The organism is [Flexibacter] sp. ATCC 35208 (assembly GCF_001975825.1).
GTDB lineage: Bacteria > Bacteroidota > Bacteroidia > Chitinophagales > Chitinophagaceae > Chitinophaga.
Genome location: NZ_MTKN01000065.1, coordinates 17,052 through 34,246, shown reverse-complemented (window position 1 = coordinate 34,246; position 17,195 = coordinate 17,052). Strand labels below are relative to the sequence as shown.

The 17,195-nt window shown below is 38.4% G+C and carries 9 protein-coding genes; 8 read left to right on the top strand and 1 reads right to left on the bottom strand.

Features of this window, described 5'->3' with window-relative positions; all coding sequences use genetic code 11:
- Positions 1-233: 233 nt before the first annotated feature.
- Entirely contained in the window at positions 234-4,331 is a 4,098-nt protein-coding gene (locus tag BW716_RS28785; RefSeq protein ID WP_083729526.1) for a two-component regulator propeller domain-containing protein, read from the bottom strand.
- An 825-nt stretch (positions 4,332-5,156) separates the two neighbouring features.
- Between BW716_RS28785 and BW716_RS28780 the strand changes: the two genes are divergently transcribed.
- From BW716_RS28780 to BW716_RS28745, 8 genes are all read left to right on the top strand, one after another.
- Entirely contained in the window at positions 5,157-5,753 is a 597-nt protein-coding gene (locus BW716_RS28780) for an AraC family transcriptional regulator (protein WP_179091314.1), read from the top strand.
- 52 nt (positions 5,754-5,805) lie between these two features.
- Positions 5,806-6,162 carry a nuclear transport factor 2 family protein gene (locus BW716_RS28775; RefSeq protein ID WP_083729524.1) on the top strand — a complete coding sequence of 119 codons (357 nt, stop codon included), beginning with the start codon at positions 5,806-5,808 and terminating at the stop codon, positions 6,160-6,162.
- Between the two features lie 251 nt (positions 6,163-6,413).
- Positions 6,414-7,502 carry an efflux RND transporter periplasmic adaptor subunit gene (locus BW716_RS28770; protein WP_083729523.1) on the top strand — a complete coding sequence of 363 codons (1,089 nt, stop codon included), beginning with the start codon at positions 6,414-6,416 and terminating at the stop codon, positions 7,500-7,502.
- Positions 7,503-7,520: 18 nt separating this feature from the next.
- Positions 7,521-11,984 (top strand): efflux RND transporter permease subunit, encoded by a 4,464-nt coding sequence (locus BW716_RS28765; RefSeq protein WP_083729522.1) that lies wholly within the window; start codon positions 7,521-7,523, stop codon positions 11,982-11,984.
- A 256-nt stretch (positions 11,985-12,240) separates the two neighbouring features.
- Positions 12,241-13,176 (top strand): sensor histidine kinase, encoded by a 936-nt coding sequence (locus BW716_RS28760; protein ID WP_179091313.1) that lies wholly within the window; start codon positions 12,241-12,243, stop codon positions 13,174-13,176.
- A 9-nt stretch (positions 13,177-13,185) separates the two neighbouring features.
- Complete coding sequence (locus BW716_RS28755; RefSeq protein ID WP_083729520.1) at positions 13,186-13,947, top strand: LytTR family DNA-binding domain-containing protein; 762 nt, start codon at positions 13,186-13,188, stop codon at positions 13,945-13,947.
- Positions 13,948-14,031: 84 nt separating this feature from the next.
- A complete protein-coding gene (locus BW716_RS28750) occupies positions 14,032-14,634 on the top strand; it encodes a hypothetical protein (protein WP_083729519.1) in 603 nt (200 codons plus the stop codon).
- Positions 14,635-15,219: 585 nt separating this feature from the next.
- Complete coding sequence (locus BW716_RS28745) at positions 15,220-16,740, top strand: glycosyltransferase family 39 protein (RefSeq protein WP_083729518.1); 1,521 nt, start codon at positions 15,220-15,222, stop codon at positions 16,738-16,740.
- Positions 16,741-17,195: the final 455 nt, after the last annotated feature.

The following is a 17,195-nucleotide window of genomic DNA, read 5'->3' as shown; positions in this document are numbered from 1 at the left end:
AGGAAACAGGTGATCTGGATCTGCAATATAGGCAGATGGACTTGCCAATAAGTCTCCATACGAGACATAGGGCGGCAAGCGAAGTAGCAGCAATTGTAGTTTCATATACGTGGATTGAATATTGTAAAGCTATTCTGAAGTTGTCGGAAACAGGGGGGTCAAATGATTCAACAAGGGGGGACAAATGTTACAAATGACTGAATATCATAGGTCATATTTCGATGAACAGGTTATTAAAGACTTTTATTCTTAAGGTTTTCCACATACTCGGAAGGTGTAGTTTTGAACTCTTCTTTGAAAAGCTTACGGAATATTTTGGGATCATTAAATCCTACCTGGTATGCCACCTCAGAAATAGACAATCCACTTTTAGCAAACAATTGAACAGCTCTTTTCAAGCGGATCGAACGTATAAAATCCAACGGCGACTTGCCGGTTAGCGAATGTATCTTTCTGTATAAGGTAGCCCTGCTCATATACATTTCCTTACTGAACTCATCCACTGAAAATTCCGCGTTGTCTATTTGATTTTCAATAATTTCCAATGCCTGTTTAAGGAATTTTTCGTCTACGGGGGTTATAGTTACCTCTCCGGGATTGACCTCAATCTGCTTTTGGAACCTTTTCTGCAATAATCTTTGCTGGGCCAGCAAATTATTAATGCGTGAAGCCAGGATCTCAAAGGTGAATGGTTTCGTAATGTAATCGTTTACGCCTGCTTTCAACCCCTCCAGTTGTTTTTCTTCACTTCCCATGGCAGTGAGCAGTATGACAGGAATATGTGCGGTGAGCATTTCGCTTTTAATTTTTTTGGCGAACTCAACACCGTCCATTAAGGGCATCATGATGTCGCTTACCACAAGATCAGGATTTAGCAGTTTTACTTTCTCCCAGCCTTCCTTTCCATTTGTGGCTTCTTCAATATGATACTCCCCTCTCAGGTTATCCTTTAAATAAAAGCGTATGTCTTCATTGTCTTCAACTATGAGTATTGTCTTCTTCCTGTCACCTTTTTTATGCGTTTCAACTACTATTTGCTCCCCATCTTCTGAGAATATGGGACTAGTTAAGGTTCTACCTGAAGCAACATATATTTTTCTTGCAGGAAGCAATACTGTGAAACAGGTACCCTGATCTGGTTCGCTTTTAACAGTGATGATGCCGTTATGTAATTTTACAAACTCTTTTGTGATGGCCAGGCCTATACCGGTTCCCTGGTTTACCATGCTCTCCGGAACATCTGTCTGAAAAAACCTTTCAAATACCCTTGCCTGTTGATCCGCGGGGATACCAATACCTGAATCTTGTACCTCGATAGCCAGCGTTCCATCGCCCTCACTATTTTCCGGTTGTTTATACGTCAGTTTAACGCTTACCGTTCCGTTATCATGCGTATATTTAAAAGCATTGGACAGCAGGTTGAATAAAATCTTTTCAATTTTATCCTTATCAAAGTAAACCTCCAGGCTATCTATGTTAGACGAGAATGAAAATCTGATCGTCTTTTTTTCTGCAAGATCCGTAAAAGAATCACTGGTTTCCTTGCAAAATCTGACGATATCACCTATTGAGGGATGCAATTTTATTTCCTGTACGTCCATCTTCCTGAAATCGAGCAGCTGATTTACAAGATTTAATAAGCGTTTAGCATTACGCTGTACCAGATTTAATTGTTTAACCTGTTCTTCATCCACAGTCTGTTTAATGATCTTATCCAACGGCGCTATGATAAGGCTTAACGGCGTGCGGAATTCGTGGCTTACATTGGTAAAGAATTTCGTCTTTACCTGTTCCAGTGCATGTGCTCTTTCTGCTTCTGTGCGTTGTTGCCGAACTTCAAAGCGCATATGTATCCTGTCTAATGTAATACGCCGGATAAGCAAAAACAATCCAGTAATGATCAACAGGTATATAATATAAGCGATAGAAGTTCTCCAAAATGGGGGTTCAATATTGATCTGCAGTGTTTTTACATCACTCCACAATCCGGCCCTGTTCAAAACTTTTACTTTGAAAACATAATGACCTGGATTAAGATTTGTATAGGTGGCTCTCCGCTGGTTGCCATCGGCATACAACCAGTCTTCATTAAATCCTTCCAGCATGTATGCATATTTATCATATGCATTATGAAAAAAATCCAGGGCAGCAAAGTCAATAGAGAAAACATTTTCTTTATATTTCAGGTCAATACTTTGAAGCTGAGATAAAGAACGTTTGAGTAGCACCCGGTTGTTGACGGATTCTCCGGGTTCAACATTCTTATTTAATATCTGAAAACCGGTGAAAACAATCTTAGGATGATAAACGGATTTATTGATAAGAGCAGGATTAATAATGTTAAAGCCCGAGGGTCCGCCAAAGATCAATTCGCCAGTGCTCGTCTTTAATGCTGCGTTATCGTTGAATTCACGGTTTTGCAGGTTATTGGTGGCATCATAACTGATGACAGAAAAAACAACATGGTTATTTTCCTGGTGCGGTATAGCGTTACATAGCCCATTAGGCGTGGAAATCCAAAGCGTTTGATGGTTATCCTCAAGAATATTCAGGATCATATTATCGGGAAGACCGTCAGCTATTGTGAATGCCTGAAACTCCTTTTTTTGATCATCAAACAAATTCAGACCTTCTCTGGTTCCTACCCAAATCCGTCCCTTACTATCTTCCAAAAGACAAATAATACCATTATCGCTTAAACTATTCCTCTTATTTGTATCCTGATAAAAAACAGCCGCAGTTTTATTCTTTTCCATCACCCCAATACCTGAGGCTGTCCCAATCCATAAATTGCCCTTTCTATCCTGCATCATAGCGGAAACATAATCGGAAGGTAAAACTCCCTTTCCACTTTTATAATGATGAAACTGATTTGTTTGTTTGTCAAAACGATCTAGTCCCCCTCCCAATGTGCCGATCCACAAATTCCGATCGCTGTCTTCAAAAATTTCCCAGACTTTGTCATCTGCCAGACTTGAAGAATCATTGTCACTATGCCGGTATCGGGTGAATTTCTCACCGTCGAAACGATTGAGCCCTCCCAGGTAAGTTCCTATCCAAAGTATATCTTCATCATCTATCCACAAACTCACTATTACATTTTCGCTTAGGCTGTTTCTATTTTGGGGATCGTACAGATACTGTTTGAAAGTATTATTTTTCCTGTCAAAATAAATCAATCCTCCGCCATTGGTACCAATCCAGATATTACCTACCTTGTCTTCAGCAAACCGGTTTACATCATCGAATTGCAGGCTTTTTGCATTTAATTCCTGGTGATGATAATATGAAAACTGAACGATATTACTATTATAATAATTCACGCCTTGCTTGTAGGTTCCCAGCCAAATAATTCCCTGATCATCTCTATACATGGTAGTGATACTGTTTTGGCTGATGCTCTTAGGATCATTGGGGTTATTTACCAGATAACTGGTGTTGAGGCCGTTCTTCTTATCGATCAGCGTTACCCCTCCATGATCGGTTCCGACCCAGATCAAACCATTACTATCCTGCACAACCTGGCTGACCAGTTCTGAATTCAATCTGGTTGGATAAGAATGCTTATCAAACTGACTGATGGTATTATCGGCCGGGTGAAAAAGAAAAATGCCAAAGTTGTACCCCCAAATCCAGATATCGCCATCATTATCTATAAAAAGACGATAGAAGTTATCACCTTTATGCCGCTTCTGTAAAGCAGTGGTGGAAGAAATTATTTTGTCCTGATGGATGTCATATTCCTGTAAAAAACCGGATTGATATACCAGCCACAACTTTCCGTCCTTTGTTTCATTTATGGAAGTAATTTTTTCAGTAAGAGAAACAACTTTCTGCTTAAATGGCTTTACAACTTTATCACTATCCGAGTACAAAAACAAACCCTTGTCTTCATACAGGAACCAGTATCTATGGTTGTTTCCTTTTACTATATTAGAAATAGCACCGGATGGCAAACCGATGGAATGTAAATAGTTATCATAGTTGGTATTAAACTTCTCTGTATCCGGATTATAAATACAGGGACCGCCCATTGTTGACACCCACAGTTTTTTATCCGGAAGCTCATAAAGTGACAATATATTGTTGTCCCTCAGTGAAGAACTGTCATTATGATCTTTACGAAAAATTCTACAGGAATATCCATCATAGCGATTAAGGCCATACGTAGTTCCAAACCATAAAAACCCGTCCCGATCTTTTAACAATGCGGTCACCTGATTATGTGACAGACCGTTATAGGTATTAAGTCTGGAAAAATTATAATGTTCGCTTTGTGCTAAAACAGAAAGAGATTGTAAAAACGGAATAATCCAGAAAAGGTAACGCATTGCATCAGGTTTGACATTTAAAAAATTGCGTTTTCCAACTAAAACCAGGTCTACAATCTCGTAATATAGGAGCTAATAAATTTAACAGAAGTATGAGTTTCATAAAAAAGCTGAAATATCACTTCAAAAAAGGTGTCAAAATAACAATAAAAAAATAAAGAACCAACTCTTCGTAGGGAAACATATTTCCGATATGTATTATTCTACCTATATAACAGCTTTAACAGGACTTTTCTTTACTTAAAACTGGCTATCAATTTATCATTGATGTGCCGAAATTTTAATGCTTATATTGGGAAAACCAGATACTGCTTTCCAAAAAGGTAATTTCAATTGACATAGTAATTAATTTTACAACATGATTGAAATTCACTAAAAGCAATTAGTGGTTTCATGTTAAGTGTTTTTTGTACAAACTTTTCTATTTATTTTGAAATTATTGATCTATTCCCGGCATCAAGCCTGGTAAATAGTCATTAACGTATCAGCTAGTTCTTTTTAATATGCAGACTTCGCTTGGGGCTTCCCACAGATAATTTCTACTATGCCAATTCAATTATTTAACATGAAATCCCTCCTCTTAATTCTATTCCCGGTTCTGCTCACCATTTCTACAACAGGCCAAACACACAATACCGTTAGCTTCCAAAATTCCACAAAGCATCTTTCTTATTGACATCATTTCGGTTACAGTGGGCTTTTTATTGTACAAGGACTTTTGGTCATAACGGGAAAGTGACCAGAAGCCGCCCCCATTAGGATATGTTCATATCAAAACTCAGGGAAAACTGGAATTTGATCGGAATACTTTGTAATTTGTGTTCTATGATCCGGTTATATGAAAACTTCAACCAGCGCAGGGCAAAGGTAGAGCTATTATATGCTGATGGCATAATGAACATGGCTTTCTGCCAGTACCACCGTTCTTCCGAGGATGCGTTCTTTATGCCTTACGCTGCACTTACCTACGTACGCGAAGGCCGGAAAGTGGTTTTCCTGAACGGTGAACAATATGATATGAAAGCTGGTGATGCGCTTTTCGTTCCGAAAAATTCCATATTATATTCTGATATCCTTGTGAAGAGGGAGCCTTTCGTAAGCCTGAACCTACTGCTTGGCGATGCGGATATCCTGCTCAGTCCCATGGCATGCCATATTACAGACCGTATGCAGCTACAATATTACGCCAGCGCTCACAACATGAGTCTGAGCACTTTTAAACGATGGTTCAAAAAGAACGTGGGCTGTAGTCCTGGTCAATGGATGATCGAAAAACGTTTACAACAAGCCAAATACCTTCTGCAACACAAGCGTCTATCCGTGAAGGAAGCCTGCTATAGGAGTGGATTTGAAGATGTATCTTACTTTATTCGCAGGTACAAACTGGCCTTCGGCCATACACCAGGTCAAGTAGCAATTTGACCTTTTTGTCTTATTCCCTAATATTCCTACGCTGTACTTTTATCAAAAAAATATGATCTCACGCGAACAATCCCTACAATTTGCGGACGAATGGGTAGCCGCATGGAACGCGCATGACCTTGATGCGGTACTCGAACATTATACAGAGGATTTTGAAATGAGCAGTCCCTTTATACTACAAATGGGCATCAGCCCGGATGGCCGCCTGAAGGGAAAGGAAAACGTGCGGAATTATTGGGAAAAGGCGCTGGTGAAATATCCGGATCTTCATTTCGAGCTGCATGAAATCTTATCATGCATGAATACTGTGATCATTTACTATACGAGTGTTAATGGAAAGAAAGCGGCAGAATTTTTTGTGTTTGATGAGGATGGGAAGGTGTTTCAGGCGATGGGGCATTACAATTAGAAAGATCGCAGTTAGTTTTGGCTAAGCTATATTGAAACCCCTGGCTACAACCTTCGCCATTGTATCTCGTACGGATGCCATGCATCTTTTAAATGCATGGCATTCTGCATAGCTTATATCTATTTCCCATATTATATAATTATATCCGGTACCAGCTCATGTAATTTCAGTTATTAATTATGTCAAGTCGGTCATTTTAAGAAATTCCTCTCCATTCTTCGTCCCACATTTGCCTAAAATCAAGCACAAAAATGAACTGGACCAAGACGAAGAAAATATTGTTACTCCTATCCGTAGTAATTATTTTATTTGCAGGTATTTATTTCAAATTAAGTGAAAATCAGGCAGCTGTTCAAAACGAAATTAAAGAAGAGCAAAGCCTGGGATGGTATAATGCACAGGCAACTATTGTTCGTGATTCTGTATTTATAGATTCTCTTATATATCGTGGTTCAGTGGAGGCGGGCCAGACTATTTCCGTAACTACTGAAACAGAGGGTAAGATAATTTATTCAGGCATCGAGAAAGGAAAACAGGTATCAAAAGGAACGCTGTTAGCAAAATTAGACCCCGTTACCAAAACAGCCGCGCATAAGATCAATCAGGATGCATATGACAAAGCGGTTAAAGATTATAATAACCTGAAAGCCCTGTTAGCGACTGGTAATGCGTCAGCGATCGAAGTCTCAAATGCAAAATTGCAAATGCAAAATACGGAATCGCAATTAAGTATCAGTGAAAAGCAATTGTCCCAGACAATAGTAACTGCTCCTGCCAAAGGCGTCATTTTTGAGAAGAAAGTAAATATCGGTGAATTTGTTGGTTCCGGCACACAATTATGTGCAATTGCAGCCCTGGACGAAGTTAGAATCACTGTCTATTTACCTGAAACATTGATTGCAGGTATTAGGATCGGTGACAATGTAAAAATAAAAGCAGATGCCTATCCAGGTTTGATATTTTCAGGTAAGGTAAATGCTATCATTCCAGTTTCTTCTGATGCTAAAACTTTCCCCACAGAAATTATAATTAAAAATGATCGTCCATCTAAGCTATTAGCAGGGATGAGTACATCTGTTGTTTTTAACGCAGATAAAACAAGCATAGGCATTGCCATCCCCCGTACTGCTATAACTGCAAATAAAAAAGGAAATTTTGTTTATGTGATCCACAGATCTGACAAAGCAGTATTGACACCTATTACTATTGGAAAATCATATGGTGATTATATAGTGGTATCTGATGGTCTTCATAAAGGAGATACCATCATGATCAATGGTATGCTGAATGCAGCCGATGGTAAGCAAATTCAACATCTGGATATTCACCAATCATTCTAAACTATTTAATGTTTCAATATGAGCATCACCGGACTGGCTATTAAAAGGCCGATCTTATTTATAGTACTATTCCTGATTTTAGGTGGATTAAGTTTTCTTAGTTACCAGAATTTAAAATATGAATTACTCCCAAATCTTGCTACTCCCTCAGTTACCATCATCACCGCTTATCCTGGTGCTTCACCGGAGGACGTGGAAAACAGCGTGACAAATAAAATTGAAGAGGCTGTATCCACAGTTAGCAAAACCAAAAAAGTAAGCGGCAATTCTGCTGAGAATCTTTCTGTTGTTTCTGTCGAGTTTGTGGCAGATGCAGATCAGGACCAGGCATTACAAGATGTTCAGCGTGCTATTAATACTATACTTGCAGACTTCCCCGCTGGCGTGAAGACACCTGTGTTAGAAAAATTCAATGTGAATGATTTACCTGTGGTAAAGCTGGCGGTAACATCAGATCTAAGTGCAGGTGAATTATATGACCTGGTAAATAACCAGATTAAGACAAGATTAGCGCAGCTAAAAGGAGTAGGTAAAGTAAAGATATTAGGAGGGACACCAAATGAGATTAAAGTACTTGCCAGGCAGAATAAACTAACAAGTGCGGGACTACCGATCACCGCTTTGTTTGAAGCCATTCAGAGAGAAAACCTTGACTATCCGGTTGGTACAATTAAAGACGACGATGCGCAATTTGGTGTACGGTTAAGTGGCAAATTGACGGACACCAACCAGGTGAAAAGCATTGTGGTAAAAAAATTCGACGATGGCAGCATTATAAAAGTAGGTGATCTGGCATATGTCCATAGTGGCCCCAGGGAAGAAGATGTGCGCTGTCGTTTAAATGGAAAATCATCAATAGGCATTTTTATAAATAAACAATCTGGATCTAACGCAGCAGCGGTGGCAAAATTGGTCCGGGAGTCCATTGTTGCTATTGAGAACGATTATAAACAGGATCATTTGCAATTCAATGTTGCACAGGATAGTTCTGAATTCACGCTTGCCGCAGCTCATCAGGTATATGAAGATATAGGAGTAGCTATTTTTCTTGTGGCAATTGTAATGTTGGTATTCCTGCATAGTCTTAGGAATGCAGTCATTATCATGGTATCTATTCCTGCATCTCTTTTCAGCGCATTTATCATGATGTATGCGCTTGGGTATTCACTTAATCTGATGACATTACTTGCTATAAGTCTTGTAATTGGTGTATTGGTAGATGATTCAATAGTGGTCCTTGAAAATATATACCATCACCTTGAAATGGGGAAAGATAAAAGAGTAGCTGCCCTGGATGGGCGTAATCAGATTGGTTTTGCGGCCTTATCGATCACGTTTGTGGATGTAGTTGTGTTCTTGCCAATGACATTAGTAACCGGACTGGTAGGCAGTTTGATTAAAGAGTTTTCACTGGTAATTGTTGTATCTACCTTGTCAAGCCTGGTTGTCTCTTTTACACTAACCCCTATAATGGCTTCAAGGTTTTCAAAACTTGAACACCTGGATGCTCAGACATTCTTAGGTAAATTGGGACTTTGGTTTGAAAGCCGGATCCAACAATTGACACAAGGGTATGGGAGACTACTTAACTGGAGCTTAAAACATAAAATCATCATTGGGATTGTTGCTATTTCAACACTTGGAGGGGCTGTTTCATTATTGACAACAGGAATCGTAGGAACTGAGTTCTTACCTGCAGCGGATAAAGGGGAAATGAGTTTGTTTATTGATTTAGAAGCAGGTACAAAACTTAAAACAACAGATTCAACAGTGAAAGTGATAGAGAAAAAGTTGAAAAACATCACGGAAATAACCAGGACATTTTCAAATGTTGGTTATCAGAATGACGGATTTGATGAAAGATATAATACCAATATTGCTACTATTAATATTACTCTGGTACCAGTAAACGAAAGGGGAAAATCACTGACAAAATTAGCAAGGGAGGTAAAGTCGCTTGCTATGCAGGTGGCAGGTGTGAAAAGCAGAGTATCACCAATAGGTCTGTTTGGAGCAAATGAGGCTCCTATACAATTATTAGTTACGGGTACAAACCGGGACAGTGTAAACCTGGCTGCTGAAAAGATCTTGCAAATTATTAAATCTATCAGGGGAATATTAAGTCCCCGTTTATCCACTCAGGATGGAAAGCCAGAATTGAAGCTGGTGCTTGACAGGGAAAAAATGGCGAGAATGGGATTAAGTACAGCTGTTATAGGAGAAGCATTACGTATGAGTATTTACGGATATGATGAGATGAAATTCCGTGATCATGATAAAGAAAAGGATATTCATATCCAGTTAAATGAAAGCGACATTAATCATACAGCTAACCTGATGCAGCTGAGTTTTATAAATGAACAGGGACAGGTAGTTTACCTCAACCAGTTTGCGGAAGTATCAAGACAGGCAGGTTCATCAGTACTTAACAGAAGGAACAAACAACCGGCTGTTACTATTATAAGCCAGGTGTCAAGCCGCCCGGTAGGCGATGTAGGTGAAGATATTAAAAATGCGATAAATGGTTTACATCTCAATAGTAGTATTACAGTGAGATATGAAGGTGACCTGGAAATGCAGGATGATTCATTTGGTAGTCTGATAACAGCATTACTTGTATCCTTAATATTTGTATATCTTATCATGGTATTACTATATAATAACTGGATCTCCCCATTTATTATACTGTTCTCTATCCCGCTGGCACTTTGTGGAGCATTATTAGCATTGGCCCTGACCGCGAAGTCATTGAACGTATTTGCGATATTTGGTTTAATCATGATGATGGGACTGGTGGTAAAGAATGGTATCCTGTTGGTTGACAGAACAAATGAATTGCTGGGAGACAATGTCAGTACTGGTAAAGTAATTCAGGCTCTGATAGAAGCTGGTGAATCCAGGTTCAGGCCGATCCTGATGACCACCCTTGCAATGGTAATTGGCATGTTGCCACTCGCTTTGGCAAGTGGCGCCTCTGCTGCCTTTAGTAGCGGACTGGCATGGGTACTGATTGGCGGCTTAAGCAGCAGTATGTTCCTGACCCTGGTGGTAGTACCCGTTGTATATTACCTGGTAACAAAGGTAAAAAGACTGCTTCACGCCAGAGGTGGCAAACGCATGGCATATATACCGGCTAAAGCTATCCTGTTATTAATGGTACTATCCGGTTTCACAATGAGGGGTAAAGGTCAGGAGCAAGTATCGATATCTTTAAAGCAAGCCATTGATTCAGGTTTAAATGCCAACCAACAAATTAAATTAGCTCAGATTGAGGCTAAAAAGGCTAAATACGGCCTGAAGGAAGCCCAATCTTATTTATATCCGCAAATAGAAGCAACTGCTACTTATATGCGTAATATAAAACCTGCTGTATTTTATCTACCAACCTTTAGTGTGAATGCAGCCGGGCAGGTTACCTATGATGCTAAACAACTACAGGCTGTTCCTGCATCTGCTGCAAATGCTTACAATGGTACAGTCAATGTCAGCATGCCTTTATTTAATGCCTCCGTTTTTGGAAATATTAAATCAGCAAAATTGAATGAAGATCTACAGATGGCAAATTTAGCATTATCCCGCTGGGAGCTTGCTGATGAGATCCGTAAAGCCTATTTCAATATCCTGGTTACAAAGCAGAATCTGGTGACAGCAAATGCAGCATTGAATAGGGCCGAGCAACAGTTAAATGAGAGTAAAGCACTAATGTCAAATGGGTACGCGAGTAGTAATGATACATTGATGGCCTGGAGTAAAGTGTCATTGATGAATATAAATGTTAACAAGGGGCAAACAGCTGTAGAAATGAGCTCCAATTATCTGAAAAGCCTCCTGGACCTTTCCCCTGATGCAGATCTCGATTTGACAGATAGTATATCAATGTCATTATTAGGTAATCAGCAGCAATTATTGGATGAAATATCCAAAGCAGCCAGTAAACGCCCGGATCTTCAGGTGAATGACTGGAAAAGACAGATGGCTCAGCAGGAGATTAGTAATGAAAAAGCAAAACGATTGCCATCTTTAGGATTTGTAGGCCAATATGGTATACAGGCTCAATCCGATAATTTCAAATTCGGTAATTATCAATATCCCAATAGCCTCTTTGTAGGATTACAATTAACCATACCCATTTTTACCGGCTTCAGAACAAATGCCAGCGTGCAACAAAGTATGTTGCAACTGGACCAGCTTTCAGCCGAGCGGGCATTATTGGATAACCAAATGAGCTTACAGATACGTAACAGTATAGCATCATTAGTAGAGAATAAGAAAAATATAGAACGGTTAAAGGAGGTATGTGCGGCAAGAGAAAGATCCCTTGACTTTATGCGTAATCGCTGGAAGATGGGTTTTGTTAAATATACTGAAGTAGCGGATGCTGATCTGGCATTGTTACAATCAAATAATGACTATACACAAGGTGTCTTTGAATATTTATCCTCCATAGCCACTCTATCTAAGGTGACGGGGAATATCCATTAATATTGTTTTAGGGTTTTGCCAAAAGCAAAACAGTTGTAGGATAAGTAGACGGGCCTGATAATCATATCAGGCCTCCCTAAAAAACAATAAAGATATGAACAGCCAGCATCTGAATTTGTTCTAAATAGTAGTAAGTTAGCGTATGCGTAACCATAATTATAAATTATTTAGATTTTACGGGTACCCGATCTTTGGGATTTTATTATATCTTTTTTTTCAGCTGATCAATCCAGTCGGGAATTGGTTAAGAGACGTTATGCAAATGGGTATCGGTGAATTCTTTTTACAGATCTTATTCTGTATTGGTTATGCTTCTATTTTATTTGAGCTGGGAATTCAGCTTACACATTTGTTAAATAAATGGTATCCGTGGGAGAGAAGTATAGGTAAAAGGATTGCAATCCAGTTAGGGATTCATAGTGTTATTACCTTACTGCTTATACTATTCTTTTTTGAGGTATATCTATCAGTATACTTTCATGATGATACACTCTTCAGGCAGGTAATTATCATTGGGATGATATTGTGCCTGCTCATTAATGCAGTATTTACAGCTGAATACTTTTTCTATAAATGGAATGATGCCAGCGTAAAGAGTTTAGAACTTGAACGTCTTTCCAATCAAGCGCAGCTGGATGTCCTTAAACTGCAATTGGATCCGCATTTCCTGTTTAATAATTTAAGTGCTGCGATTTCATTCATTGAAGACGAGCCAAAAATTGCAATCAATTTTATGACAAAATTGGTATCAATTTATAGGTATATGCTTTCAAACAAAACCCAGCATATTATTTCCTTGCGGGATGAGCTGGATTTCATTAAGGGCTATTTATTTTTATACCAAACCCGGTATGGGGATAGTATTAAAGTTGAAATAGGGGAACTTGCGTTTGCGCACAAATATGGTGTACCGCCTTTAACTCTTCAACTGTTGATTGAAAATGCCATTAAGCATAATATGTTTTCCCTGGACCAGCCGCTAACAATTCAGATATATTTTACAAATGAAGAATTGTTGTCCGTTAAAAATAATAAGTCCCCGCGTTTACACAAAGAAAATGGGCTGCAGATGGGATTGAAGAATATTGAGCAGCGATATTTGCTGTTGAATAAGAAGGTGCCTGCTACTATTGATGATATTGATTTTTTTACTGTTGAGATACCTTTAATAAAATTGAGAGATCAGGAATAAATTTTTCAAATGATTACAGCGTTAATTATAGAAGATGAATTGCCCAATATCAAAAGGCTTGAAAAATGTCTTTTGGAATTAGATGTAATTATTTTGGTTGTTGGCAGGCTACAAACTGTTAAGTCTAGTGTGGAATGGTTCCAAATGAACACCCATCCTGATATTGTTTTTATGGATGTTCAGTTAACGGATGGTAACAGTTTTGAAATCTTTAACCAGGTAGAAATTAAGTCTTCTGTTATTTTTATCACAGCATATGATGAATATGCATTGAAAGCATTTCAGGTAAATGGAATTGATTATCTCTTAAAGCCATTAGAAACAGATAAACTTGAACGGAGTATCCGGAAAGTACAGTCAATGAACCACAAAGTAAGAGATGAAAGTCTGGTACAGCTGATAAAAAACATGCAACATAAGCAGGAGGTCTATCGGTCAAGATTTCTTCTTCCTCATCGTGACAGACTGGTACCAATAGGAGGATCAGAGATTGCCTACTTTAAATCTGCAAATAAAAATACTTATTTGATTACTCATAATGGCGATTTGTTTGTTGTTGATCAGACATTGGAAGAATTAGAAAAAGAAATGGACCCTGCCAATTTCTTTAGATTAAACAGACAGTACTTTGTTAGTTTAAAATGTATAAAAGCTATTCATCTTTCTCATAATGGACAATTAAAAATTGAGTTAGCACCTGCGGTCGATGAAGAAATATTAATTAGCCGCGAGCGATCCAACCAGCTGAAGAAATGGCTGAATCAAGCCTGATCCATTAATCTTTGATCATAATCATTATTAGTCACATGCGCTGATTTTCAGCGTACGGAAATCTATTACCAAATAAATAATATCATGAGGAACCTGTGTCTCTTTTTTCTGCTCTTTTTTACCTGTGCTCATGCCAGCGGCCAGTCATCAGGTGGAACGTTTTTCGACAAATTATATTTACCATTCGGTATTGGATATACATTATCACCAGGCGGGGGGATTCAGTCCGGGTTTGTTTTAAGTACCAGTGCGGAGGTAAGGATAAAGGACCGACAGGGTATATTTCTGCGCTTTAACTATAACAGTCGTACTAATAACTACCGCAATGGGGCAGTTGATAATACGAATGCTATTATAGGAAAAATTAATGCAGACGATTTTTTGTTAGGAATGGGATATAGGTTTAAGGTTTACAAGAGGATTAGTGCATTTGCATTGGTGCAGGGCGGAATGAGTGATTATTCTTATCCTTATATAACATCGCTGACCAATGGATACAAGGTATCACAACAGTCAAAAATGGTTCCTGTGATGGCAGGTATTGGTGGTATTGAATTCTATTTCGTAAAAAGTGCCGCAATTTTTATTGAAGGGAGTTATCTCTATCATATTAAACAGCCATTTATAAAAAACAATAACTATGATGTGCCAGGAATTTCAGTAGGTATAACAACAAAACTGTTTTAGTATTAACCGATGCTGAATACAAGGTATCTTTTTTATAAACAGAAATGGGGGTTTGATTCCAGAATATACTGTCGCCATGAATTGTCATCTGCATCCGGTGATACCACTTTCTTTCCGGATGTCCGGCATATTGACATTACAAAAATTAAAAAAGCTCTGTAAATCAATCGCTTACAGAGCTTTATCGTACCTGGTAGCGGTATATTTTCGAACCAAACGGTTTTAGTTATCAGTAAATTACGTAAAATGTGTGCGCAAATTCCTGAATTGTTAGCTATATAAATTTATATAGTTAAATTCTTTGACCTGCGCTGAAAATGCATTTATGCAATATTTTTGTTCTGACGTTGGTACAACGTGATACTGAATATCTGCCGAGATGTTCCGTTGCATTTCAATTGGACTTTCACAAAGAGAAATGCAATGATTTTTGAGCAACCCAAAGTTAGTGTATGAAACGCACCAGTTTTGGAATAAAATTCCGTATCAGTTTCGGAATAATTAGTTTTCAAGTTTTTATAAAAAGCTCACATGACAATTGTAATAAATGTCGTTTTATTACAAACTCGTATTAATGAATTGCTTATGAAAAAAAGAACAATAGTTTTAATAGGATTCATAATATTAAAATTCTTATTACAATATATTTTAATAAGCCCTGAATACGATTTACAACGGGATGAATATTTACATCTTGATCAGGCACACCACCTGGCATGGGGCTATTTATCGGTACCTCCCGTGACTTCCTGGATTTCCTTTCTGATCCTGCTACTAGGAAATTCAATCTTCTGGATTAAGTTCTTTCCTGCGCTATTCGGAGCCTTGACTATCCTGATAGTATGGAAGGCGATTGAAGAATTAGACGGAGATCTGTTTGCCTTAACTACAGGAGCAACCTGTGTATTGTTTTCAGCCATATTGGCTTTAAATACCCTCTATCAGCCTAATTCATTAGATGTTCTGAGCTGGACGGCCTTTTACTACTGCATCATAAAGTATATAAATTCAGAAAAGCAGAAATGGCTGTTGCTTGCCGCCATTGTTTTCGCCGTTGGATTCCTGAATAAATACAACATAATATTCCTGCTCCTTGGGGTTTTCCCGGCACTTGTACTATCACCTCAACGAAAAGTATTTACCCGTAAGGGATTCTATCTGGCAGTTTTACTTGCATTATTACTTATTCTTCCGAATCTGCTATGGCAATACAACAACGATTTTCCGGTTGTTCGCCACATGAAAGAGTTATCGCGCTACCAATTGGTGAATGTAAGCAGGGAGGGGTTTTTAAAATCCCAGTTGCTATTCTTTTTTGGTGCAGCTGTTGTAATTTTATCTGGATTAGGTGCTTTGGTATTATACAGGCCGTTTCAAAAATACAGGCTCTTCTTCTGGACATTCATCTTCACCTTATCTATTTTCATCTACTTTAAGGCAAAAGATTATTATGCCATTGGAGTATATCCGATTTACATAGCTTTTGGCGCTGTTTTTCTTTCAAGGGCATTGTCAGGAGACTGGAAAAGATATTTACGCCCTTTTGTAATTATTATCCCCCTGCTTGTCTTCTTTCCAATGTACAAGGTTGCTTTTCCTAATAATGGTCCAGAATATATCTTGAAACACCAGCAACAATATAAAAGATTAGGACGTCTTCGCTGGGAGGATGGTAAAGACCATGCTTTACCGCAGGACTTTGCAGACATGCTTGGATGGAAGGAACTGGCACACAAAGTGGATAGTATCTATGCGCAGCTTCCTACCTGGCGCAAGACCCTGGTGCTTTGTGATAATTATGGACAGGCAGGCGCCATAAATTATTATTCTGAAAAAGGTATACAAGCAGTCTCATTTAATGCCGATTATATCAATTGGTTTGTACTGAATGAGCGGTATGAAAACCTGATCAGAGTGAAAGACTATTATGACAGGGATGATGAACTGCAACAAACAGGTCCTTATTTCCATACCGGAGTGGCAGCTGATTCTATCACCAATCCGAATGCAAGAGAATATAGAACAACAATTTTCCTTTTTACGGGTGCCAAAATCGACATAAGGCAGCGAATAAAAGATGAAATTGTAGAAGAGAGAAAATATTAGCAAATTGTTGCTCTTGCCTTTTTGACACTACCACTTGTAAAAACCAGATCAGATGATCTATGAAAAATTAGTCAATTCAACTTGATCCAAAACTTGATCCGGAAAAAGCGGGATCAGGTTTTGAGATAACCATAAACAAAAAGGCTTGATAAGCAATGATTATCAAGCCTTACCAATGCCCAGTAGTGGAACGTTTTCGAACCAATTAGTATTGATTGTTAATAGATTAAAACTCCTGGGCTGGTAAATCTTAATCTTATGTGGTAGTTTGATAGTCCCTATTTCTGCAAGTATAGCGGTAGGCACTGGCTTAATTTTTTTAATTATTCCCAACCATTTTAATAACGATACCAAAGCGGCGCTTATTCATTCTCCTTCTCTATCTGTATCTTTTCGTAACAATAATCCTGGTCTGAAGATGATGTAATTGTAAAAGCCTAATTCTGAAATGTCGC

What these genes read in the sequence shown, in the direction of transcription:
- BW716_RS28755 (WP_083729520.1), top strand. Translation starts at nt 13,186, where the DNA reads ATGATTACAGCGTTAATTATAGAAGATGAATTGCCCAATATCAAAAGG.
- BW716_RS28775 (WP_083729524.1), top strand. Translation starts at nt 5,806, where the DNA reads ATGATCTCACGCGAACAATCCCTACAATTTGCGGACGAATGGGTAGCC.
- BW716_RS28785 (WP_083729526.1), bottom strand. Translation starts at nt 4,331, where the DNA reads ATGCGTTACCTTTTCTGGATTATTCCGTTTTTACAATCTCTTTCTGTT.
- BW716_RS28770 (WP_083729523.1), top strand. Translation starts at nt 6,414, where the DNA reads ATGAACTGGACCAAGACGAAGAAAATATTGTTACTCCTATCCGTAGTA.
- BW716_RS28750 (WP_083729519.1), top strand. Translation starts at nt 14,032, where the DNA reads ATGAGGAACCTGTGTCTCTTTTTTCTGCTCTTTTTTACCTGTGCTCAT.
- BW716_RS28760 (WP_179091313.1), top strand. Translation starts at nt 12,241, where the DNA reads ATGCAAATGGGTATCGGTGAATTCTTTTTACAGATCTTATTCTGTATT.
- BW716_RS28765 (WP_083729522.1), top strand. Translation starts at nt 7,521, where the DNA reads ATGAGCATCACCGGACTGGCTATTAAAAGGCCGATCTTATTTATAGTA.
- BW716_RS28780 (WP_179091314.1), top strand. Translation starts at nt 5,157, where the DNA reads ATGATCCGGTTATATGAAAACTTCAACCAGCGCAGGGCAAAGGTAGAG.
- BW716_RS28745 (WP_083729518.1), top strand. Translation starts at nt 15,220, where the DNA reads ATGAAAAAAAGAACAATAGTTTTAATAGGATTCATAATATTAAAATTC.